Here is a 22242-nt window from a genome sequence, read left to right on the forward strand (position 1 = left end):
CTCCTCACCTCACGGAGCTCTCTCCCGTGCGTCTTCTCGCCCGTACCGCCGTCAACACCCTCTGCGCCCTCACCGTCCTCGGCCTGACCGCCTGCGGCGCCGACACATCGCCCGGCAAGACCGCCGGCCCCTTCGCGGACATGTCGGGCCCCGAAGTCGCCAACAAGGCGCTCAGAACCACGAAGAAGGCGAAGTCCATGAAGATCGCCGTCGACATGACGACGGCCGACGGACCGATCTCCGCCCACTTCGCCATGAGCACCTCCGGCACCTGCACCGGAACGATGTCCATCGGCCCGGCAGGCACCATGGAGATCCGCAAGACCGGTGACACGCTCTACACGAAGTTCGACGAGGCGATGCTGCGCGAGCAGTCCAAGGGCGAGCCCGCCGCGGACGTCGACGCCGCGGTCGACATGCTTGCCGGCCACTGGATGAAGTCGAAGGCCTCGGACGCCGACAACAAGGACCTGCTCGAATTCTGCGACCTGGACACGCTGCTGAAGGACTTCGAGACGAACGACAATGCGGCGCGCAAGAGCGGCGAGACCACCGTCGACGGCCGGCGGGCGCTGCGCCTCACCGAGAAGGACAGCGAAGGCACCTACACGATGCTGGTGGCCACCGAGGGCGCCCCGTACGTGCTCAAGGTCGACGCGAAGGGCGGCAAGGAGCCGATGACGATGAAGCTCTCCGAGTTCGACAAGCCCGTCGTGGTGAAGGAGCCGGCCGCCAAGGACATCGTCGACCCGGACAAGCCTGCCGGCTGACCCCCACCCGTACGCTCTGACGCCCGGAGGGCTGCGCCGTCACGGGCGGCTGCCTTCCAGGCGTCTACGCCCGGCGCCCACAGCCGGCGTCTACACGCGGTGTCGGACCCATACGTTGGGCTCCACATACACCGCGTACCCATGAGCCACCGAGCACTGCACCGGTACCAGCGCCCCCGACGGCGATCTGGGATGGTTCGCCCGGCCCACCAAGTCCTCAAGGACGAACTCCTGCCAGGTTTCGGGCATCTCGCCCATGGGCCGGGCAAGCTCGGGGCGCGCGGCAAGCGTGGTGATGGTCGGCTCCATCCGCCCCACGCCAGGCAGCGGTATTCCTGTCGGCCACCGAATTCTGCGGTGCGGCATGGAGGGGGCCGACCGGCCGACCCGCACCCGGCGCCCCGTCCTCCCGGCAGAGCGTCCACGCGGGGGCCTCGTCCGCGACGGCTTCTCAGCCGCCCGGCCCTGTCAGCCCCCGCACTGCTCCAGCATGGCCTGCTTGTCGGCGGTCGTCACCGGCAGTTCGTACTTCAGCGACACCTGCGCGAACCGCACCGCGTAGGAGCAGCGGATCTGCTTGTACGGCGGCAGCCAGGAGGCGGGACCGGAGTCCCGCTTGGCGTTGTTGGCCGGACCGTCCACCGGAATGAGGTTGAGCGGGTCGTTGGCGATCTGCTGCCGCTTGGCGTCGTTCCAGCGCGCGGCGCCCATCTGCCAGTCGTACGAGAGCGGCATGACATGGTCGATCTGGACCTTGGTCGCCTGCTGCTTGCTCCAGTCGATGGTCGAGCCGGTGTACGGATCCTTCAGAGTCATCGACACGACCACACAGTCCGAACCGGACCGGAACTTCACGTCCTTGCCGTCCCTGGCGAGGAGGTCGTTACGGGTGTCACAGCCGTTGCGGGACAGCGGGACACCGTCGACCGAGTCCTTCCAAGCGTAGCCGAACTCGTCTCGCGCGTAACCGGTCTTCGGTCCGCGCCCCTTGGTGCTCACCTTCTCGATGACCTTCCGGGCGGCGGCCCGGTCCGCCTCGGTGGTGAGGGGTGCGAGGCCCGGCTTCGTGCCGTCGGGGTTGTTCAGCGGGCTGGCGCCGAAGCCGCCCGCGGAACCGCTGCCCTGCCGCCCACTCCTGCTGCCCTCGGCGGTCACGCCCTCGGGGTCGCAGCCCGCCAGGGACAGCACGGTCGCCGCGCTCAGGGCGGGCAGCATCACTCGGTACGCGCGGGAAGATATCACTCGAAACCGTCCTGACGGGGAGAAAGCCGAACCCCGTGATCCTACGGACGTCTTCCCGCTGACGGGTACTCAAGACCGCCACAGGAGCCGGATGCGGCCCGAATCACACCGCACCGCGCCTCACACCTTTCCGATGCCGAGCGTCGTCACCCACAACGGCCTCAGCAGTTCCACGAGCTGCTCCCGCTCCGCCGCGCCGAGCACCCGCCGGGGTGTGTCCGAACGGCCTGGTGGGCGACCGGAACCCCAACGAGGTGTTGGGGTTGAGGAACATGTAGCTCGCGGCGGGGGAGAGTGGAAGTGTGCCGATGGCCACGTCTGCCCCCGAGTCACCGTCCGTCGGTCCGGCCAGGATGACCGAGGACGCGGCGGCGTTCAGCGCGGAATCACCCAGCCCGGCCGCCAGGTCCCGGCGGCGTCGTGGCCGGCCGCTGTGGCGGCGAGGTGGGCGCGGAGGGTGGCCAGCGCCGGATGGGGGTTGTCGCGGTGCCAGAGGAGCGAGTGCGGGTAGACGGGCGTCGGGTCGGTCACCGGGATGCGGCGCAGGCCGTGGCCGGCGGGCCAGACGAGGCGGGTCTGCTCGCCCATGAAGGTGGCCAGGGCTGGGGTGTCGGCGACGGTGTCGAGGAGCGCGTCGGAGCCGAAGTTGGGGCCGGTCGCCTCGATGGTGAGGCCGAACTCGGCGACGAGGTCGTCGTAGTAGGCGGCCCACTCGGTGCCGGGGACGACGCCGGGCATCCAGATCCGGTGCCCGGCGAGCTGAGCGACGGTCACCGACCCGGCGCCCGCCAGCGCGTGGGCGGGGCCGGTGAGGAGCTGGAGCTGCTCGTCGAGCACCCGGACGGACTCGATGTCCTCGGGAAGAGGCCGGCCGGGAGCAGCGACGGCGCGGAAGGACGCGTCGATCGCACCGGACCGGATGGCGGCGACGGCCGTCTCGATGTCGAACAGCATCACCACGTCGAGGTCGATCTCGGGGTGTGCGCGGTGGAAGCCGCGCATCAGGCCCGACTGCGCGCTGCGCGAGGCGAGCACGTCGACGCGCAGTGGACGGCGGCCGGGGCGCACGGACGCGACCGCGCGCTCGGCGACGCGCAGCAGCTCGCGTGCGTGGGGCAGGAACGCCTGCCCATCGATGGTGAGCTCAGCGCCGCGTGGGGCACGGGTGAACAACCGCACGCCGAGGGTGCGCTCCAGCGTGGCGATGCGTTTGGACACGGCCTGCTGGGTGATCGACAGGTCGGCGGCGGCTTTCTGGAACTGGCCCGCTTCCGCGACGGTGACAAAGGTACGTACTGCTTCGAGATCCACGCCGATCCACCTTAGTGAACAACGGATGGTTGTGAATAGCTGGCAGGGCAGTTGTTTGACCTGCTGATGTCCTGCCCACTTAGCTCTCATTGGTCAACGTCAGTTTGTTCGGGTGGGACTTCACGGGGAGCGCGCTGAGCATGGTGGGCAGGAGACCGTTGGGCCAGCAGTTCGGCTGGCTGTGGGCGGCGTATGCGGTGAGCGCGTATGGGTCCGGGCTGGGGTTCGGGGCATTGCCGCTGATCGCTGTACTGGTGTTGCATGCCGGCCCCGCCGAGGTGTCCACGCTGTCCGCGGTGGGGCCGGCGGTGGGTGCGCTGATCGCGGTGCCGCTCGCGCCGTGGGTGGAGTTCCGGCTCAAGCGCCCGGTCATGATCATGATGGACCTGGCCCGGTTTGCGGCCATGGCGACGATCCCGGTCGCCTACGCCTTCGGTCGGCTCAGTTTCGTCCAGCTGCTCGTGATCTCGGCCGTGGTCGCCGCGGCCAAGATCGCGTTCAACGCGGCCAGCGGCGCCTACCTCAAGGCCCTCGTCCGGCCGGATGATCTGCTCGTGGCCAACGCGCGATTCGAGTCCACGAACTGGAGTTCCATCGCGGTCGGGCCACCGCTGGGCGGGGCGGCGATCGGCCTGTTCGGGCCGGTCACCACCGTGGTGGCCGACGCGCTCAGCTACCTGCTCTCCGCGCTGGGCATCACCGCGATCCGCGGCCAGGAAGAAGCGCCGCGAGCGACCGACAAGAGCCCGGTCCGGGCGGGCGCATTGCTCGACGGCTGGCGACACATCATGGGTCACCCCGGTCTGCGGGCGCTCTACCTCAACAACATGCTCGTCTCCGGTCTGATCATGGCCACCGAGCCGCTGCTGGCCGTGCTCCTGCTTCGCCAGCTCGGGTTCCCACCCTGGCAGTACGGCCTCGCCTTCGCCGCCCCCTGCCTCGGCGGGCTCATCGGCTCCCGGCTGGCCCGCCGTGTCGTGGCCCGCTTCGGCCGGCACCGGGTCTTCCGGACCGTCGGCACCCTGCGCGCCATCTGGCTGATCGGCCTGGCCTTCGTCCGTCCCGGCGTCGTCGGCCTCGTCACCGTAATGGCCGTCGAGCTGGCGATCATCATCAACATGAGCCTGTACACCCCGGTGCTCGCCACCTACCGGCTCGAACACACCCCCAAGCATCTCGTCGCCCGCACCCTGTCGGCCTGGTCAATCGGCCAGCAGGCGTCCATCGCCATCTTGACCGCGCTGGGCGGGCTGCTCGCCGACGTCACCAGCCCACGCACCGCTCTCACGGTCGCGGGACTGCTCATCCTGACCACCCCGCTCCTGCTTCCCCGACGCGACCACACGCCGCAGCACGAGCCGGAACCGGCTACCTAGCCACTCATGACACACCGCGATTCGCCGCTGAAGCGCGCAGGCTGCAGCCGGTCCACCGATGCGCGTCCGCGTCAACCAGGCACACCACCAACAAGGAGACCACTCGCGTGAGCACTGCCCCCGCCCTCGACCCCGCGCACACCGCTCTTCTCGTCATGGACTACCAGCCCGCGATCCTGGCCGCGCTGGCCGAAGGCGGGGACCGCGAGGCCCTGCTCGGCCGCATGGAAGGGGCCATCGCCGACGTTCGCGCAAACGGCGGCACCGTCGCCTACGTACGCGTCGGCTTCACCGAGGCCGACTGGGACACGATCCCGGCCGGCAACAAGTCCTTCGCCCCGCTGGCCCAACACCGCGTCATGCACCATGAGGACCCTGCCACTGCCATCCACGAGCGCCTGGCTCCCCAGGACGGCGACATCATCGTGCGCAAGACCCGCCACGGCGGCATGTCCACCACCGACCTCGACCAGCAGCTGCGCGAGCGCGGCATCACCACTCTGGTCGTCTCCGGCATCAGTACCAGCGGCGCCGTCCTGTCCACTGTCATGGACGCGGCCGACCGCGACTACCAGCTCTATGTCCTGTCCGACGGCGTTGCCGACCCAGACACCGAAGTCCACAACGTCCTGCTCCACCGAGTCTTCCCCTCACGGGCCCACATCATCGACACCACCGAGCTGCACGCCCTGCTCCGGGCTGACTGACTCGAACCACGAGCCGATCCCACCCACGGCCGCCGCACCCACGTGGTATGGCGGCCGCCCGCACCCCAGCGCCGACCCAGCAGCAGCCCGGAGCTGGTCGCTCACCGGGCCGTTGTTCAGGACCCCAGAATCGTCGTGAGGAACTCCCCGGTCCAGGCGAGGAGTTCGCGGCCGACGACCGGCTTGCCGCCGATCCTGCCGGTGGTCGGGCGCGGGACCAGGATCTGGTGGAGAGCCGGCTTGATCACCGTCTTCGGGTAGAGGCGCTTCAGGCGCAGCTCCTGCGACTCGCGCAGTTCCACCGGGGCGAACCGGATGTTCGGGCCCTGGAGCACGATGTCGCCGACGCCGCAGGCACGGGCCAGCATGCGCAGGCCCGCGACGAGGAGGAGGTTCTCGACCGGCTCCGGGAGCTTGCCGTAGCGGTCGGTGAGTTCCTCGCGGACCGCCTTGATGTCGTCCTCCGTGGTGGCGGACGCGATCGCGCGGTACGCCTGGAGGCGCAGCCGCTCGCCGGGGGCGTAGTCGTGCGGCACGTGTGCGTCGACCGGGAGCTCGATCTTGACCTCCAGCGGCGGCTCCTCCTCCACGCCGCCTTCGAGCGAGGCCCGGTAGTCGGCGACGGCCTCACCGACCATGCGTACGTACAGGTCGAAGCCGACGCCCGCGATATGGCCGGACTGTTCGCCGCCCAGAAGGTTTCCGGCGCCGCGGATCTCGAGGTCCTTCATCGCCACGTACATGCCCGCGCCCATCTCGGTGTGCTGGGCGATCGTGGCGAGGCGCTCGTGGGCCGTCTCGGTGAGGGGCTTCTCCGGCGGGTACAGGAAGTACGCGTAACCGCGCTCGCGGCCACGGCCGACACGGCCGCGCAGCTGGTGGAGCTGGGAGAGGCCGAAGTTGTCGCCGCGCTCCACGATCAGCGTGTTGGCGTTGGAGATGTCGATGCCGGACTCGACGATCGTCGTGGAGACCAGGACGTCGAACTTCTTCTCCCAGAAGTCCACGACCACCTGCTCCAGCGCCTGTTCGGACATCTGGCCGTGGGCGGTCGCGATCCGCGCCTCGGGGATGATCTCGCGCAGGCGCGCGGCCGCTCGGTCGATGGACTCGACACGGTTGTGGATGTAGAACGCCTGCCCCTCACGCAGCAGTTCACGCCGGATGGCCGCGCCGATCTGCTTCTCCTCGTACGGGCCGACGAAGGTCAGGACCGGGTGGCGCTCCTCGGGGGGCGTGGTGATCGTCGACATCTCACGGATGCCGGTGACGGCCATCTCGAGCGTACGGGGGATCGGCGTCGCGGACATGGTGAGGACGTCGACGTTGGCCCGGAGCTTCTTCAGCTGCTCCTTGTGCTCGACGCCGAAGCGCTGCTCCTCGTCGACGATGACCAGGCCCAGGTCCTTGAACTTCGTCTCGGACGAGAACAGGCGGTGCGTGCCGATGACCAGGTCGACGGAGCCCTCGCGCAGCCCCTCCAGAGTCGCCTTCGACTCGGTGTCGGACTGGAAGCGGCTCAGCGCCCTCACGTTGACCGGGAATTGGGAGTAGCGCTCGGTGAACGTGCCGTGGTGCTGCTGGACGAGGAGCGTGGTGGGGACGAGGACGGCGACCTGCTTGCCGTCCTGGACCGCCTTGAAGGCTGCCCGCACCGCGATCTCCGTCTTGCCGTAGCCGACGTCGCCGCAGATCAGCCGGTCCATCGGGACGGACTTCTCCATGTCCTCCTTGACCTCGGCGATCGTGGTGAGCTGGTCCGGCGTCTCCGCGTACGGGAAGGCGTCCTCCAGCTCGCGCTGCCACGGGGTGTCGGGGCCGAAGACATGGCCCGGCGCCGCCATCCGCGCCGAGTACAGCTTGATCAGGTCGGCGGCGATCTCCTTGACGGCCTTCTTGGCGCGCGCCTTGGTCTTCGTCCAGTCGGCGCCGCCGAGCCGGTGCAGGGTGGGCGCCTCGCCGCCGACGTACTTGGTGACCTGCTCCAGCTGGTCGGTCGGGATGTAGAGGCGGTCGCCGGGCTGGCCGCGCTTGGCGGGGGCGTACTCGACGAGGAGGTACTCGCGGGTGGCGCCCTGCACCGTGCGCTGCACCATCTCGATGTAGCGGCCCACACCGTGCTGCTCGTGGACGATGTAGTCGCCCGTCTCCAGCGTCAGCGGGTCGATGGTCTTGCGGCGGCGGGCCGGCATCCGGCCCAGGTCCTTGGTCGCGGTGCGCTGACCGGTCAGGTCCGTCTCGGTGAGTACGGCGAGTTTCAGCGCCGGGTCGACGAAGCCGTAGTCGATCGCGCCGCACGACACATGGACGACGGACGGCGAGATCTCCGCCAGGTCCGGGTCGAGGCGGGCCGGGATGCCTTCGCCGGCGAGCACCTCGACGGTACGGGTGGCGAGCCCCTGCCCCTCGGTGACGTACACCGTGCGCCAGCCGTCGGCGAGCCAGCCCTTGGTGTCGGCGAGCGCACGGGCGGTGTCGCCGCGGTAGGATTCCGGGGCGTGCATCGTGAGCTTCAGGGTGTCTTCGTCGAGCTCGGCGTCGGCGGCGAACGGGGAGACCGACCACCACATCATGTCCAGCTCACGGGCCCGGTCGCGGACGTCCGCGATGCCCCACAGGGAGGCGGCGCCGACATCGATCGGTGCCTCTCCACCACCGGCGGTCGCCGCCCACGACGCCTGGAGGAACTCCTGGCTGGTGGCGACCAGGTCCGCCGCCCTGGTGCGGACCCGCTCCGGGTCGCAGACCAGCGCCATCGAGCCCTTCGGCAACACGTCGAGCAGCAGTTCCATGTCGTCGACGAGGACCGGGGCAAGGGACTCCATGCCCTCCACCGCGATCCCCTCGGCGATCTTGCCGAGCAGCTCGCCCAGCTCCGGGTGCTGTTCGGCGAGGGCGGCGGCCCGTTCGCGCACCTGGTCGGTGAGCAGGAGCTCGCGGCAGGGCGGCGCCCAGAGGCCGTGCTCGGCGATCTCCAGCGACCGCTGGTCGGCGATCTTGAAGTACCGGATCTCCTCGACGTCGTCGCCCCAGAACTCCACCCGGAGGGGATGCTCCTCGGTCGGCGGAAAGACGTCCAGAATTCCACCGCGGACGGCGAACTCGCCGCGCTTCTCGACCAGTTCGACCCGGGAGTACGCGGCCGCCGAGAGCGCCTCCACGGTCTGGCCGAGATCGGCGCTCTGACCGATGCGCAGTGCCACGGGCTCCAGGTCCCCGAGCCCCTTGACCTGCGGCTGCAGCACGGAACGCACCGGCGCGACGATCACACTGACCGGCCCGGTCTCCGGGTCGTCGGCCCTCGGGTGCGTGAGGCGGCGCAGCACGGCGAGGCGGCGGCCGACCGTGTCCGAACGCGGCGAGAGCCGCTCGTGCGGCAGGGTCTCCCAGGACGGGAACTCGGCGATGGTGTCCGGGGGCAGCAGCGTCCGCAGGGCGGCGGCCAGGTCCTCGGCCTCCCGTCCGGTCGCGGTCACGGCGAGCACGGTCCGCCCGGCCTCGCGGGCCAGTGCGGCCACGGCGAAGGGGCGGGCGGCCGCCGGGCCGACGAGGTCCACATGCATCCGGTGACCGTCGGTGGCGGCCTTCACCGCTTCGGCGAGCGCCGGGTCACGTACGACGACATCCAGCAGACCGTGCAGGCTCATGAAGGGCTTCCGTCCGGGTAACGAGGGGGATTCCGGCAGCCGGCTGCTGCCAGGGGGCAACGCGAAGGGCCCGACACGTCTTACGGGCCGGGGGTTCCAGCGTACGACTCCCCTCCGACAGCCGCGCCCGCAATCCGGCTCAGCGGGTCGGATCCGGCCGCTGACCGCCGGTGGCCGCCGGCGCGTCGCACCCGACGAAGGTGAACATGCGCTCCCAGGGCGAAAGCGGCTGTGGGCTCCGCGTGAAGCGGTGCGCCCCGGCCCCGAAGCCGGCGTCCGGCGCGGTCAGCCATCGCCGTTCGAAGCCGCGGGCCTCCAGCCGGTCGCGGATCTGCGGCGCCGGGTCCGGCGCCTCGCGGTGCGGGGTTCGGGCAGCGCACGGGAGTTGCACCGGGCGGGAGCGGGTACGCGTCCGGCTCCGGGGTGTTTGGAGGAACACCCCGGAGCCGGACCAGTCATCCTACGTGGATCTCCGCGACCACTATTCGGTCGCGATCGCGTTCAGCACGTTCATCCGGCCCGCCCGGAACGCCGGGACCAGGGCGGCGAACAGGCCGACGAAGGCCGAGCCGACGAAGACCGTGAGGATCGTCGGCCACGGGATCTCCAGAACGCCGAGGCCCTCCAGGGCCAGCAGCTTCTGGGCCGCCGTGCCCCAGCCCATGCCCAGGCCGAGGCCGAGCAGGGCGCCGAAGAGGGCGATGACCACCGACTCCAGGCGGATCATGCGGCGCAGCTGGCGGCGGGAGAGGCCGATGGCGCGCATCAGGCCGATCTCACGGGTCCGCTCGACCACCGACAGGGCCAGGGTGTTCACCACACCGAGCACCGCGACGATGATCGCGAGCGCCAGCAGACCGTAGACGATGTTCAGCAGCTGGCCGATCTGGTCCTTCAGCTGCTGCTTGAAGTCGGCCTGGTTCTGCACGGTGTACTGCGGGTACGGGGCAAGGGCGTCCTTGAGGGCGGCGTACGCCTCCTTCTCCTTGCCGTCCTGCGCCTTGGCGAACATGAGCATGTTCTTCGGCATCTTGTCGGCGGGGACGTACTTCTCCGCGGTCGTGATGTTGGTGTACATCGCGTGCTTGTCGATGTTCGTGTCGTCCGAGGTGATCGCGGCGACCTTCAGCTTCGCCGTCTCGCCGTCCTTGAACGCGACGGTGATCCGGTCGCCGACCTTGATCTTGTGCCGGGTGGCGTACGCGTCGCCGACCGACATGGCGTCCTTGCCGTAGGCGTCGGCCAGGTTGCCGGAGACCGTCTCGCGACGGACGTCGTCCCGGTACGTGGGGTCGACGGCGGCCAGGACCTTGTCCTCGGTCGAGCCGTCCGGTGCGGTGAGCTTGGCGCTGACGACTTTGTAGTCGGTGATGTGCTCGATGCCCGGGGCGGCCTCCAGGGCCTTCGCGGCCTGCGGCACGATCGGCTGCCGGTTGCCGCTCGGCTGGACGATGAAGTCCGCGCCGACCGACTTGTCGAGCTCCTCGGTCGCCGAGGCGACCATCGACGAACCGACGACCGAGAGGCAGGCGACCAGCGCGAGGCCGATCATCAGGGCCGCTCCGGTCGCTCCGGTACGCCGCGGGTTGCGCAGCGCGTTGCGCTCGGCCATCCGTCCGACCGGGCCGAACATCCGCAGCACCACCGTGCTGAGCACCCGGACCACGAAGCCGGCCAGCAGCGGGCCGATCACGATGAAGCCGATCAGGGTGAAGACCACGCCCACACCGAGGAAGAGCGAGCCTTCGCTCGACTTGTCGGCCCGCGTCGCAGCGAGGAGCGCGGCGCCACCGGCAAGGGTGAGGACCAGGCCGATCGCGGCCCGGACCCGGCCCGCGCGGCCGTCCGCCGGGGTTCCGGCGTCGCGCAGGGCGGCCATCGGGGAGATCTTCCCGGCCCGGCGGGCCGGGACGTACGCGGCGACGACCGTGACGATGACGCCGAGCGCCAGCCCGAGCACCGGAGTCGTCCAGGCGATCGTGAGGTCCTCGGTGGACAGGTTCATGCCCATGGAGTTCATGAGCTTCATCAGTCCGACCGCGACACCGATGCCGGCGCCGACACCGAGGAGGGAACCGACGAAGCCGAGGAACAGCGCTTCGATCAGGACCGACCGGTTGACCTGCTTGCGGCTGGAGCCGATGGCCCGCATCAGGCCGATCTCGCGGGTGCGCTGGGCCACCAGCATCGAGAAGGTGTTGACGATGAGGAAGATGCCGACGAGGAAGGCGATCCCGGCGAAGCCGAGCATCGCGTACTTCATCACGTCGAGGGATGAGCCCATGGAGTCCTTGTTGGCGTCCGCGGCCTCCTGCTGGGTCTGGAGCTTGTACGCGGCGCTGTCACCGAGGGCGGTGGCGACGTTCTTCTTCAACTGCGTATCACTGACACCGGGCTTGGCGGTGACGGAGATCTGGGTGAAGACATCGGGCTTGCCGAGGAGCTTGACCTGCGCGGTTGCGGTGTCGAGGTAGACGACGGCCGCGCCCGGGTTGGTGACCTTGAAGGAGGCGATACCGCTGATCCGCGCCCTGATGTCGCCGGTGACGGCGATGGTGCGCAGTTCGTCACCGATCTTCAGGTGGTGCTTGTCCGCGGTGTCGGCGTCGACCATGACCTCGGTCGGACCGCGCGGTGCGTGTCCGGAGGTGATCTCCATGGAACGCAGGTCGTTCTGCGTCCAGTTGCCCGCGATCGTCGGGGCGCCGGCCGAGGAGCCCATGTTCTTGTTGTGGCTGTCGACGACGGTGACGGACATGCTGCTGACCGTGCCCTCGGCGGTCTTCGCCCCGTCCGCCTTCCCGGCCTGCTCGACGGCGGCGGCGGGGAGCGTGACGGGCTTGCCGTTCTCCGGCAGTTCGTCGACCTCTCCCGCGGCCTTGGGGCTGACGGTGACGTCGGCGGAGGTGGCCGCGAAGAGCTTGTCGAACGTGGTGTTCATGGTGTCGGTGAAGACGAGCGTGCCGCACACGAACGCCACCGACAGCAGGACCGCGACGGCGGAGAGCGCCATTCGTCCCTTGTGCGCGAAGAAGTTGCGCCTCGATGTCTTCCACACAGTCATGACGTCCGCCCGCGCGCGTCGAAGTCCTTCATGCGGTCGAGGACCTGGTCGGCCGTCGGGTTGTGCATCTCGTCGACGATGCGTCCGTCCGCGAGGTACAGCACCCGGTCCGCGTAGGAGGCGGCGACCGGGTCGTGGGTGACCATGACGATGGTCTGTCCCAGCTCGTCGACGGACTTGCGCAGGAAGCTCAGCACCTCGGCGCCGGCCCGCGAGTCCAGGTTGCCGGTGGGTTCGTCACCGAAGATGATCTCCGGCCGGGCTGCGAGCGCCCTGGCGACCGCGACGCGCTGCTGCTGGCCGCCGGAGAGCTCGGTGGGCCGGTGCTTCAGCCGCTCGGCGAGACCGACCGTCTCCACGACCTGGCGCAGCCAGCCGGCGTCGGGCTTGCGGCCCGCGATGTCCATCGGCAGCGTGATGTTCTCCAGCGCGTTGAGCGTCGGGAGCAGGTTGAACGCCTGGAAGATGAAGCCGATCCGGTCCCGGCGAAGCTGAGTGAGCTTCTTGTCCTTGAGCTGGGTGATCTCGGTTTCGTCGAGGTAGATCTCGCCCGAGCTCACGGTGTCCAGACCGGCCAGGCAGTGCATCAGGGTCGACTTGCCGGAACCGGACGGGCCCATGATCGCGGTGAACTGCCCGCGGGCGATGTCCACATCGACATGGTCGAGCGCGACGACCCGGGTCTCCCCGGCGCCGTACGCCTTGACGACCTGCCGCGCCCGCGCAGCGACGGCCGTACGCCCTCCAGTGCCCTCGTGCCTGGGAATGGTTACAGCCGTTGTCACGGTGATTCTCCTAAGTCGGTGAAGACGTCCTGGGTCAGGACGTCGATTCGCGATGGGCGCCGCCCGCTGAACGGGCGGCGCCGTGTTCGTACTCAAGTCTCGTGTCCGGACGTGGTCCGGCGCGCTGGTGCCCAGCGCAGTCTTGAGGTGGGGTTTTCCCCACCCCGCCCCCTGCGGTCACCCGCATTCGCGTTGTAAGAACACGTTAAGGAACGGGCCCCCGGCCCCACGTCCTCCGCCGGGAGGAACCGCCCCTGGACAGAAGTAAGGAGCTACCCCTAGGGGTCTCAGCCCCTGGGTGGAGCCGGATCTCAGGGGCTCAACCCCGGGTGGCTACGGACCGGCCCCAGGGCCCTGCCCGGCAGCGGGTGAGACAGTGTCACCGGAAGATACGTGCATGGGGAAGGGATCTTTATGAGCGGCTCGGACGGCGGCACCGAAGGGAAATCGGGGTCCGGAGTGGACTCCGTCCCCTCCCCGTCCGCGCCCCGGGGCCGCGGCCCCGTCGTGGCCGCGCTGATGCTCTGCATGACGCTGTCGGCCATGGACGGCACCATCGTCTCCACCGCTGTCCCGCAGATCGTCGGTGATCTCGGCGGCTTCGCCGTCTTCTCCTGGCTCTTCTCCGGCTATCTGCTGGCCGTCACCGTCACTCTGCCGGTCTACGGGAAGCTCTCCGACACGTTCGGCCGCAAACCGGTCCTGATCGCCGGCATCATCCTCTTCCTGGTCGGCTCGGTCCTCTGCGCCGCCGCCTGGAACATGGCCGCGCTCATCGCCTTCCGGGTCGTCCAGGGACTCGGCGGCGGGGCGCTGCAGGGCACGGTGCAGACGATCGCCGCCGACCTCTATCCGCTCAAGGAACGCCCCAGGATCCAGGCCAAGTTGTCCACCGTCTGGGCCACGTCCGCCGTCGCCGGACCGGTGATCGGCGGGCTGCTCGCCGGGTACGCCGACTGGCGGTGGATCTTCCTGATCAATCTGCCGGTCGGGGCGCTCGCGCTCTGGCTGGTCGTGCGCCACCTCCACGAGCCGTCCCGCGCCCGCGTGGCCGGTACGCCCCGGTCACGGATCGACTGGGCGGGCGCCCTCGCCGTCTTCGCGACCGGCGCCCTGTTGCTGACCGCGCTCGTCCAGGGCGGGGTCGCCTGGCCCTGGCTCTCCGCGCCGTCGCTCGGCCTGCTGGCCGCGAGCGCGGTCCTCGCCGTGCTGACCGTCGTCATCGAGCGGCGCGCCGCCGACCCGATCATCCCGGGCTGGGTGTGGCGTCGGCGGACCATCGCCTCGGTCAATCTGGCCCTGGGCGCACTGGGGCTGCTGATGGTCGCCCCGACGGTCTTCCTGCCGACGTACGCCCAGTCGGTGCTCGGCCTCGGCCCGATCGCCGCCGGTTTCGTGCTCTCCGTGATGACGCTGAGCTGGCCGGTGTCGGCGGCCCTCTCCAACCGGGTCTACAGCCGCATCGGCTTCCGTCGCACCTCGATCATCGGCATGGGCTGCGCCCTGTTGATCCTGCTCTCGTTCCCGCTGCTGCCGTACCCCGGCGAGCCCTGGCAGCCGGCCCTGATCATGCTGCTGCTGGGCGCGGCGCTGGGGCTGTTCCAACTGCCGCTGATCGTCGGGGTCCAGTCGACGGTCGGCTGGTCCGAACGCGGTACGACGACGGCTTCCGTACTGTTCTGCCGCCAGGTCGGCCAGAGTCTGGGCGCCGCGCTCTTCGGTGCCGTCGCCAACGGGGTCCTCGCCTCCCGGCTCGCCGACGCGCCCGTCCCCGGGCTGCCGGGCGACCTGGACGCGATCTCCCACGCACTGGACGACCCGGGCGCGCTCTCAGCCGCCGCGACGGACTATCTGCGGCGGGCCGTCGACGCCGCTGTCGACCAGGTGTACGTCGGGGCCGCGGCGGCCGCGGCGGTGGCGCTGCTGGTGCTGGTCTTCGTGGCACCGCGCCGCTTCCCGATCCTCACCGAGGACGCCGGAACCGGCTCCGCAACCAGCCCTGGAAGCACCACCGAAGCATCACAGAATTAGCCAACTTCTTTTTCACAGAGGGAAGTTCAGGCCAACTACTGCTCTACCGCCCTACTCGCGAGTAGTGTTCCCGCTCCCAGCAGCGCTCACGCGCTCTCCCTTGCAGTCCGCCCCGGGACCCGAGCCATGCAAGGAGCAGCACCCAGATGTCGTACGAGCACCCGCACGTCGAGCCGTCGCGCCGCCCCCCGTACGACCCCGATCTCCTTCTTCCCTGGCAGAGTTCGCCGCCGGCGCCCCCGCCCCGCCGTCCGACGCCGATACGCACGCCCACGCCGGCTCCCGGACGGCACAGCGATCTGCGCCTGCTGCGCACCGCGTACCGGGTGCTGCGGCGGGTCGCGACCCTGACCGCGCTCGGCTACTTCACGCTCTTCCTGGTGCTGTCCGGCTTCGCCCCCGGGCTGATGTCCCGTCCGGTCGGCGGCGGACTCAACGTCGGCCTGGCGCTCGGCCTCTGCCAGCTTCCGGTGACCCTGCTCGCGATCGCCCTGTACGAGCGGACCGCACGGCGCACGGTCGACCCGCTCGCCACCGCACTCCGAAGAACAGGAGCGGCCCGATGAACTGGATCGACGAGTCGGCGCAGGCGATGTCCCTCGTGGCGTTCCTCGCGGTCGCCTCCGTCACTCTGCTGCTCTGCGTGATGACCGGCCCCGACCACGACGACCTCGCGGAGTTCTACACCGGCTACCACTCGCTCTCCCCCGTCCGCAACGGCCTCGCCATCGCGGGGGACTACCTCTCCGCGGCGACCGTCTTCGGCGCCAGCGGACTCGTCGCCCTCACCGGCTACGACGGGCTCGTGGTCGGCCTGAGCACCTCGCTCTCGCTCGTCCTTCTGATGTTCCTGCTCGCCGAACCGCTGCGCAACGCCGGCCGGTTCACCATGGGCGACGTGTTCGCCCGACGCGCCCCCGGCCGCGCGATCCGGATCGCCTCCTGCGGCGTCACCCTCGCCGCCCTGCTGCCACTGATGGTCGTCCAGCTCGCCAGCAGCGGCGATCTGATGGCCTTCATCCTGGGATTCGACAGTTCCGGCTTCCGTACCGGTTCGATCATCGCGCTCGGGATCATGATGATCAGTTACGCGGCGATCGGCGGGATGAAGGGGACCGCCCTGATCCAGATCATCAAGACGGTTTTTCTCGTCGTCGCCTGTCTCACCATCTCCGCACTGGTCATGGACCACTTCGACTGGTCCGTCGCCGCGCTGCTCGCGGCCGCCCAGCGGGGCAGCGGTGCCGGGGCCGCCTATCTGCAGTCGGGGCTCCAGTTCGGCGGCAGCGGCCTCGACATGGTCAGCTCCGAACTGACCCTGGTGCTCGGCATCGCCGCGCTGCCGCACGTCACCATGCGGATGACGGGCGCCCGCAGCGCGCGGGCCGTACGCCGCTCGATGTCCTGGGCGGTCTCCGTGACCGTCGTCATCTCTCTGCTGCTCACCGTGATCGGTTTCGGTGCGGCCGCGTTGGTCGGCCACGACCTCATCGTCGCCGCCGGGGCACAGGGCAACGGTTCGGTCCTCCAGGTCAGCGGTGTGGTCGCGGGCAGCGGGAAGATCGGTGCACTGGTGCTCACGGCGATGACGACGGCGATCTTCCTGACCCTGCTCGCCTCGGTCGCCGGAATGATCCTGGCCTGTGCGAACTCTCTGGCCCACGACCTGTTCGTCCACGGGATGCGCGACGGGAGCAGGCGGCCGGTCGCGGACCGGACCGAGATGGGCGCCGCGCAGGCCGCGGCGGTCGGCGTCGGGCTGCTCGCCATCGTCCTCGCCGTGGCGGCCCGGCACTGGAACCTCCAGGCGCTGGTGACGCTCTCCTTCTGCATCGGGGCGTCGGCGCTGGCCCCGGCGCTCGTCTACAGCATGTTCTGGCGGCGCTTCACCCGTACCGGACTGCTCTGCACCCTCATCGGCGGCACCGTCGCGGCCCTCGTGCTGATCACCGGAACGAATCTGGTGTCGGGTTCGCCCGGGTCGGTCTTCCCCGGACACGACTTCAACTGGTTCCCGTTCACCACGACCGGCCTCGTCTCGATCCCGGCCGGATTCCTGGCGGGCTGGCTGGGCACGGTGCTGCCCCGGCGGACCTCCGCCGAGGCGTGCCGGCGGTACGAGGTGGAGGAGCCGTGGATCCTCGCGGGCGCGCCGCCGGTTTCCCGCCGCTGAACACCGCCGCCATCGGCCACGTCCGTCCCGCCGCCGCCGTCATGTACGAGCCACCGCGGCGCCGGTGTCGTCGGCGACTGCTTCGACCGCCCGACACGGCGGCACCCTGCACAAGGTCCCCGTCCCCGGCACCTCCCAGCGCTGCTCCGCCTGCCAGAGGTGGATACAACGGCGGGTGGTTATCAGTACGTCAGGTCTCTACGGCGCCAGTTGGTGAAGCGCGACACTCCGCCCACACCGTCTTCCCGAGAAGACGCACGTCGTCAGCTCCCGGATCACCCAGATCGAGCGCGCGTCCGGAGCCAGACCGACGCTGGAACTGGCTCGGGCCCTCGACACCGCACTCGTAGCGGACAACCTGCTGATCGACCTGTGGCCGTACGTGTACCGGGAGGCATTCCCGGACTGGTCGCGGGCGTTCATGACGCACTCGGCGCGGGCGGTGTCGATCCGTGAGTACGCATCCCACGTGGTGCCAGGGCTGTTACAGACCGAGGCATACGCACGGGCCGTCCTGAGCGTTGGCCGATCACTCAAGAACGAGGAGCACTTGGAGGAACGCCTGTCGGCCCGGCTGGAACGTCAAGAACGCCTCGGTGCTCCCGACCGCCCCGATTTGTGGGTCGTTCTTGACGAAGCCGTATTGCGACGTCCCGTCGGCGGCTGGGCTGTCATGCAAAACCAGTTGATCCGGCTCTTGGAAGTCGCAGCCGAACCCCACATCACTCTTCAGGTACTGCCTTTCGATCAGGGCGAACACGCCGCCATGGGCGGCTCCCTTACCGTTCTGACGCTGCCGAACGGCACTGAAGTCGGCTACACGGAGGGTGCTCACTACGGCCAGTTGATCGAGGATCCGAAGGAGGTCAGCCGCTTCGCGGTGACCTACGATCGGCTGCGGGCAGTAGCCCTGCCCCCGCTCATGTCACTCGACATGATCCGATCCGTGATGGAGGGCAACCACCGTGGAGCGAGTGTCCCGTCTCGATCTGACCGGCGCCGACTGGCGCAAGAGCAGCTACAGCAATCAGGAGGGGGGCAACTGCGTAGAAGTGGCGGACGGGTTCCCCGGCGTCGTCCCCGTCCGTGACAGCAAGAACGTGACCGGTCCTGCCCTGGCGTTCCCGGTGGCCACCTGGACCGCGTTCATAAGCGAGTTGAAGACGAACCGCCGCTTCCGCCCCGGCCGGTAGCCGGCACTGGTTCGGGCTTCTGTGCCGAGCCGTGGTGCACCTTGCCGCATGCCTTCTGCTCGGCCACGTAGGTGGACCGGGGCCTGGTGCACGAAACGGTGACCCGCGCGGCAGGGTGACAGTGGCCGCGGGTACGGTCCTCCTCGCGGCGCGGCTCGAAGGCCTGTGCGCGCCGTCACAGGGAGGGGAAAGAATGCGTACATCACTGCTTCGGCGCCTGGCCTCTGGGGCCGCGGCGCTGGGGCTTGCCTCGCTTGGCCTGGTCAGCGCGGGTGCGGCGCCCGCGCAGGCCGCGGTCAGCGACTGCCCTTCGGGGTACTTCTGTGCCTGGAAGGACTCCAGCGCCACGGGCTCGATGCTCAAGACGAACACGAGCAAGGCGACGCTGGGCACCTGGGACGGCCAGATCAGGGTGGTCATGAACCGCACCTCGCTGATCGCCTGCGTCTACGACGACCCGAACTACGGTGTCACGCACGGTTACTCGTGGTACGAGAACGATGGCTACGCCAACCACCTCAGCCCTCAGTCCGTCAGCTCGGTGAAGCTCGTCCGCACTCTCCGGGAGTGCGAGTCGGACCCCTACCCCAGCTGGTACGCGGAGACCGCGCCCAAGCTGTCCGGGTTCGGCGACATGAACGCCGACCGGAGGTCGGACATCCTCGTCCGCGACACGGCCGGGCGCCTGTGGTTCCTGCCCGGCGACGACACCGGACGCCTGGTCGGCAGCGGCGGCTGGAACGCCTTCAACGCCCTCACCCGCCACGGCGACTTCAGCCGCGACGGCCGGGAGGACGTGATCGCCCGCGAGGCGGCCACCGGCAAGCTCTGGCTCTACCCCGGCACCGGGACCGGCGGCCTCGGCGCACGAAAGCTGATCGGCAGCGGCGGCTGGAACGCCATGAGCCGGATCGTCGCCTTCGGGGACCTGTCCGGCGACGCCCGCGCGGACCTGCTGGCGGTGGAGAAGTCCACCGGCAAGTTGTGGCTGTACCCCGGCACTGCATCCGGCGGTCTCGGCGCGCGGAAGCTGATCGGCAGCGGCGGCTGGAACGGCATGAACGCCCTGGTGGGCGTCGGCGACATGAACGGCGACGGCCGGGCCGACCTGTACGCCCGCGAGGCCGCCACCGGCAAGCTCTGGCTCTACCCGGGCAGGGCCGGCTACCTCGGTTCGCGCGTGCTGGTCGGCAGCGGCGGCTGGAACGCCATGGGCTCCCTCCTTGGTGTCGGCGACTGGTCGGGCGACGGCCGGCTGGACCTTCTCGCGACGAGCGGCGACTGGCTGGTCCAGTACCAGGGACTCGGCACGGGCGGACTGCGGGCGGCCGAGAAGAACAACGCCAGCTGGTGGTTCCTGAACGGCGCCTTCTGACCCACCACGAGGGCCTTCGCTTCCGAAGCGAAGGCCCTCGCACAGCAAGGTGACCGGTCAGCCAACGAACCGGCGGATCTCAGCGCGCGTCGGGGCTCCGGCCCGGTGAGAGCGGCGCATGGAACTGCCCGTGCCCCTCGCCCTCGCCCAGGCCGTGCGTGCCCGCGTCGGATACTCCACCGTCCGGGCCGCGCCAGTGAAGGCTGCCTGTACCGGTACGCCACCGGGTCCGGACCGGCCGGGGACCGGTGGCGAGCAGTGCTTCGGTGCCACCGGGGGCTCGTCTCCGAGGGGCCGGTGGGTCACGGACCTCCCCAAAGGACCTGGGGAAAGAACCCCCCGCCCTCCCTCCCCTCCCAACTCGTCACCCGCACGGGTGACTTGGTTGCATATGCGGGGCAGGGCCGGTTACGTTCGCCGCGACAACCTCACGCATGAAGACGGCCCCCGGCCGGGACGGCAATCCCGATCGAGGGCCTGACCACCCAGGAAGCAAACCCTTCCCAATGGCTGATTCGCAGTTTAACGCGCGCCCGCGCGCCGAAGCCGGAGCTCCGACCTCGGGCGTGATTCATGTACGCACGCGCCTCACCGCCCACTTCACCGTGATCGCCAACGCCCTTGCGCAGCGCCCCGGAAGCGCGGTCACGGTCGGCGTCGCCGCATACATCCTCTCGTTGCCGGACGGCGCCCGCGTGAGCGTCGCCGCGCTGTGTGCGCACTTCACCGAGGGCGAGATCCTGATCTCGCGGGCGCTCCGGGAGCTGGAGGACGCCGGATATCTGGAACGCCGCCGGGTGCGCGGGGCCAACGGCCTGATCCACACCCGGACGTACTTCTACGACGTGCCCGGCCAGGGAGACCGGCCCACCCCGCCGCCACATCCCCGAAAGCCTTCGACGGCGGAGGAGATGCCCGCGCCGGACGCGGAGGGCGCCCCCGCCCTGGACGTCGAAACCGGATCCGCCTCCACGGGCGACGCCCAAGCCGCCCCTGCACCTGCCCCTGGGGACGAGTCTGCCCCTGGGACCGGTACAAGCACCGCCGCTGCTGCCGCGTCCAGCGCTTCTGAGACCGTCGAGGCCGCACGCGGAACTGCCGTCCCGGGCAGTGCCGTTGCCCCTCCCCCGCTCCCTCTCGACGATGCCGACCCGCAAGCCGTCGTCATCCTCGCCTCGCTGCGCATCGTCAACCCGAGGCTGATCCTGTCCCGGAGTGAAGTGGCCGAGCTCGCCCCTGCCGTCGCCGAGTGGCTCGCACGGGGCGTCGGCGCCGAGGAGATCACCCGGGCACTCACCCTTGATCTCCCCGACCCGCTCCGGGCCCGCCCGTCCCGCATTCTGGCCTACCGTCTCCGGGAACAGCCCATCGCCGTACCCGCTGCGTCTCGTCCGGCCACACCACCGGACCGGCCGGAAGCCCTGGCCTGGCAGACCTGTGAGGGCGGCTGCGAGCGCGCCTTCCGCGCCGCCCGGCCCGGCAGTTGCCGCGAGTGCCACGCCTGCGACGGCTCACCCGACAGTGACGAGAGCACGAGAGCCGAGTCCATCGACATCATGCGCGCGGCACTGCGCAGTGCGAAGGACAGGCAGGCCGCCTGAACCGCCTCCGGAGGCGTACGGATCAGTTCCCCGCGGGCGCCACACGCCCGGTGAGCGCCGCGAGCGAGTTGCGTACATGCGCCATGTGCGCCTGCACCTCTTCGCGGCCCTCCTCGTGCACCCGCAGGATCCGCTCGGTCTCGCGGACCACCCGCTCCTCGCGCACCCTGGCCGCCGCGATCAGCTCGGCAGCCTGCGCCTCGGCGTCCTCCTGGCCGTGCCGCGCCGCCTCCTCGGCCTCCGCCAGAGCCCGGCGCTCCTCGGCCTGCCGGGCCTCCGCCCGGTCGATCAGCTCGTCGTGCCGCGCGGCCTGGGCTGCTTCGGCATCCGCCAGTTCACGTTCGGTGGTCTTCCACCGCTCGGTCTGCTCGTGCTCCTGGTTGGCCAGCACGCTCGCGGTACGGCTGCGGGTCTCCGCCATCGCGGCCTCCGCCTGGTCGCGCTCCTCTTCGGCTTCCTCGCGGGCAGCGGCAAGCACGGAGTCGGCGCTCTGCTGCGCCGCGGCCACCGTCTCGTCGGCGTGCGCCCCGGCTGCCGACCGGAGGGCGTCGGAGTCCGCGCGCGCGTTGTCGCGGAACTTACGGGCCGCCGCGTCCGCCGCGTCCCGCAGCGCCTGCCCCTCCTCCTGCGCAGTGCTGCGTACGGCATGCGCCTCCTCGTAGGCGAGCGCCAGGATCTCCTGGGCCCGGTCGCCGAGGGAGGCGTACGTCTGCGGGGCGAGCGTGGCGACGACCTCGGTCAGCCGTGCCGACTCGGCCTCCAGCTCCTCCGCCAGCGCGGTCAGCCGGGACGCTCTCTCCCACGCCTCGGTCCGCTCCGCCGACAGATCGGCCACTCTTCTGTCCACCTGCTCCGGGCGGTAGCCACGTCCTCGCACCACGACGAAGCCGTACGCGGACACCGGTGCAGCACTCATCCTTGAAGCCTCTCTCCGACTCTCCGACCACCAAGCAATACGCCAAGGATG

16 protein-coding genes and 2 pseudogenes are annotated in these 22242 nt (G+C 70.0%); 10 read left to right on the forward strand and 8 right to left on the reverse strand.

Going from position 1 to position 22242, the window contains the following annotated elements; all coding sequences use genetic code 11:
* Positions 1 to 26: 26 nt before the first annotated feature.
* Complete coding sequence (locus tag ACGFSA_RS17290) at positions 27 to 770, forward strand: hypothetical protein (RefSeq protein ID WP_393304990.1); 744 nt, start codon at positions 27 to 29, stop codon at positions 768 to 770.
* A gap of 90 nt (positions 771 to 860) precedes the next feature.
* On the opposite strand, the pseudogene ACGFSA_RS17295 reads toward ACGFSA_RS17290, so the two are convergent.
* From ACGFSA_RS17295 to ACGFSA_RS17305, 3 genes and pseudogenes are all read right to left on the reverse strand, one after another.
* Positions 861 to 953: pseudogene (locus tag ACGFSA_RS17295) on the reverse strand (N-acetyltransferase); the annotation flags it as partial.
* Positions 954 to 1238: 285 nt separating this feature from the next.
* Positions 1239 to 1985, reverse strand: coding sequence for an HNH endonuclease family protein (locus ACGFSA_RS17300; RefSeq protein WP_393305131.1), 747 nt, complete (start codon positions 1983 to 1985; stop codon positions 1239 to 1241).
* A gap of 402 nt (positions 1986 to 2387) precedes the next feature.
* Positions 2388 to 3323: a LysR family transcriptional regulator gene (locus ACGFSA_RS17305; protein WP_393304992.1), complete on the reverse strand. Its 936-nt coding sequence runs from the start codon at positions 3321 to 3323 to the stop codon at positions 2388 to 2390.
* Between the two features lie 140 nt (positions 3324 to 3463).
* Here ACGFSA_RS17305 and ACGFSA_RS17310 point away from each other — a divergent pair, with 140 nt between their 5' ends.
* Both ACGFSA_RS17310 and ACGFSA_RS17315 read left to right on the forward strand, forming a co-directional pair.
* A complete protein-coding gene (locus ACGFSA_RS17310; RefSeq protein WP_393304994.1) occupies positions 3464 to 4699 on the forward strand; it encodes an MFS transporter in 1236 nt (411 codons plus the stop codon).
* A 107-nt stretch (positions 4700 to 4806) separates the two neighbouring features.
* Positions 4807 to 5406, forward strand: a complete 600-nt coding sequence (locus tag ACGFSA_RS17315) for a cysteine hydrolase family protein (RefSeq protein ID WP_393304996.1) — start codon at positions 4807 to 4809, stop codon at positions 5404 to 5406.
* Between the two features lie 116 nt (positions 5407 to 5522).
* On the opposite strand, the gene mfd is transcribed toward ACGFSA_RS17315, so the two are convergent.
* The 4 genes from mfd to ACGFSA_RS17335 form a co-directional block, all read right to left on the reverse strand.
* Positions 5523 to 9053, reverse strand: a complete 3531-nt coding sequence (gene mfd, locus ACGFSA_RS17320; protein ID WP_393304998.1) for a transcription-repair coupling factor — start codon at positions 9051 to 9053, stop codon at positions 5523 to 5525.
* A 139-nt stretch (positions 9054 to 9192) separates the two neighbouring features.
* Positions 9193 to 9444 (reverse strand): hypothetical protein, encoded by a 252-nt coding sequence (locus tag ACGFSA_RS17325; protein ID WP_393305000.1) that lies wholly within the window; start codon positions 9442 to 9444, stop codon positions 9193 to 9195.
* A 90-nt stretch (positions 9445 to 9534) separates the two neighbouring features.
* On the reverse strand, positions 9535 to 12117 hold the full coding sequence (locus ACGFSA_RS17330) for an ABC transporter permease (RefSeq protein ID WP_393305002.1): 2583 nt from the start codon (positions 12115 to 12117) through the stop codon (positions 9535 to 9537).
* A complete protein-coding gene (locus ACGFSA_RS17335; RefSeq protein WP_393305004.1) occupies positions 12114 to 12902 on the reverse strand; it encodes an ABC transporter ATP-binding protein in 789 nt (262 codons plus the stop codon). Before ACGFSA_RS17335 ends, ACGFSA_RS17330 begins: the two co-directional genes overlap by 4 nt.
* 414 nt (positions 12903 to 13316) lie before the next feature.
* Between ACGFSA_RS17335 and ACGFSA_RS17340 the strand changes: the two genes are divergently transcribed.
* The 7 genes and pseudogenes from ACGFSA_RS17340 to ACGFSA_RS17370 all read left to right on the forward strand — a co-directional run bounded on the left by ACGFSA_RS17340 (position 13317) and on the right by ACGFSA_RS17370 (position 21275).
* Entirely contained in the window at positions 13317 to 14933 is a 1617-nt protein-coding gene (locus ACGFSA_RS17340) for an MFS transporter (protein ID WP_393305006.1), read from the forward strand.
* Between the two features lie 146 nt (positions 14934 to 15079).
* The gene (locus ACGFSA_RS17345) at positions 15080 to 15499 is read left to right on the forward strand and encodes a DUF485 domain-containing protein (protein ID WP_393305008.1); all 420 of its coding nucleotides are present in this window, start codon (positions 15080 to 15082) and stop codon (positions 15497 to 15499) included.
* A complete protein-coding gene (locus ACGFSA_RS17350; protein WP_393305010.1) occupies positions 15496 to 17106 on the forward strand; it encodes a cation acetate symporter in 1611 nt (536 codons plus the stop codon). Before ACGFSA_RS17345 ends, ACGFSA_RS17350 begins: the two co-directional genes overlap by 4 nt.
* Positions 17107 to 17527: 421 nt before the next feature.
* Positions 17528 to 17989 (forward strand): annotated as a pseudogene (locus ACGFSA_RS17355) (DUF5753 domain-containing protein); the annotation flags it as partial.
* Between the two features lie 82 nt (positions 17990 to 18071).
* On the forward strand, positions 18072 to 18299 hold the full coding sequence (locus ACGFSA_RS17360; RefSeq protein ID WP_393305012.1) for a DUF397 domain-containing protein: 228 nt from the start codon (positions 18072 to 18074) through the stop codon (positions 18297 to 18299).
* Between the two features lie 193 nt (positions 18300 to 18492).
* The gene (locus ACGFSA_RS17365) at positions 18493 to 19674 is read left to right on the forward strand and encodes an FG-GAP-like repeat-containing protein (protein WP_393305014.1); all 1182 of its coding nucleotides are present in this window, start codon (positions 18493 to 18495) and stop codon (positions 19672 to 19674) included.
* Positions 19675 to 20180: 506 nt separating this feature from the next.
* Entirely contained in the window at positions 20181 to 21275 is a 1095-nt protein-coding gene (locus ACGFSA_RS17370) for a hypothetical protein (protein WP_393305016.1), read from the forward strand.
* Between the two features lie 22 nt (positions 21276 to 21297).
* On the opposite strand, the gene ACGFSA_RS17375 is transcribed toward ACGFSA_RS17370, so the two are convergent.
* Positions 21298 to 22191 carry a cellulose-binding protein gene (locus tag ACGFSA_RS17375; protein WP_393305018.1) on the reverse strand — a complete coding sequence of 298 codons (894 nt, stop codon included), beginning with the start codon at positions 22189 to 22191 and terminating at the stop codon, positions 21298 to 21300.
* Between the last annotated feature and the right edge of the window lie 51 nt (positions 22192 to 22242).

Origin of the sequence: Streptomyces sp. NPDC048496 (assembly GCF_043200055.1) — a bacterium.
Lineage (GTDB): Bacteria > Actinomycetota > Actinomycetes > Streptomycetales > Streptomycetaceae > Streptomyces.

Excerpts from the sequence above, each read along its gene's own strand:
- ACGFSA_RS17350 (WP_393305010.1), top strand. The coding sequence starts at position 15,496 with ATGAACTGGATCGACGAGTCGGCGCAGGCGATGTCCCTCGTGGCGTTC.
- ACGFSA_RS17345 (WP_393305008.1), top strand. The coding sequence starts at position 15,080 with ATGTCGTACGAGCACCCGCACGTCGAGCCGTCGCGCCGCCCCCCGTAC.
- ACGFSA_RS17370 (WP_393305016.1), top strand. The coding sequence starts at position 20,181 with ATGGCTGATTCGCAGTTTAACGCGCGCCCGCGCGCCGAAGCCGGAGCT.
- mfd (WP_393304998.1), bottom strand. The coding sequence starts at position 9,053 with ATGAGCCTGCACGGTCTGCTGGATGTCGTCGTACGTGACCCGGCGCTC.
- ACGFSA_RS17330 (WP_393305002.1), bottom strand. The coding sequence starts at position 12,117 with ATGACTGTGTGGAAGACATCGAGGCGCAACTTCTTCGCGCACAAGGGA.
- ACGFSA_RS17365 (WP_393305014.1), top strand. The coding sequence starts at position 18,493 with ATGCGTACATCACTGCTTCGGCGCCTGGCCTCTGGGGCCGCGGCGCTG.
- ACGFSA_RS17300 (WP_393305131.1), bottom strand. The coding sequence starts at position 1,985 with ATGCTGCCCGCCCTGAGCGCGGCGACCGTGCTGTCCCTGGCGGGCTGC.
- ACGFSA_RS17340 (WP_393305006.1), top strand. The coding sequence starts at position 13,317 with ATGAGCGGCTCGGACGGCGGCACCGAAGGGAAATCGGGGTCCGGAGTG.
- ACGFSA_RS17310 (WP_393304994.1), top strand. The coding sequence starts at position 3,464 with ATGGTGGGCAGGAGACCGTTGGGCCAGCAGTTCGGCTGGCTGTGGGCG.
- ACGFSA_RS17375 (WP_393305018.1), bottom strand. The coding sequence starts at position 22,191 with ATGAGTGCTGCACCGGTGTCCGCGTACGGCTTCGTCGTGGTGCGAGGA.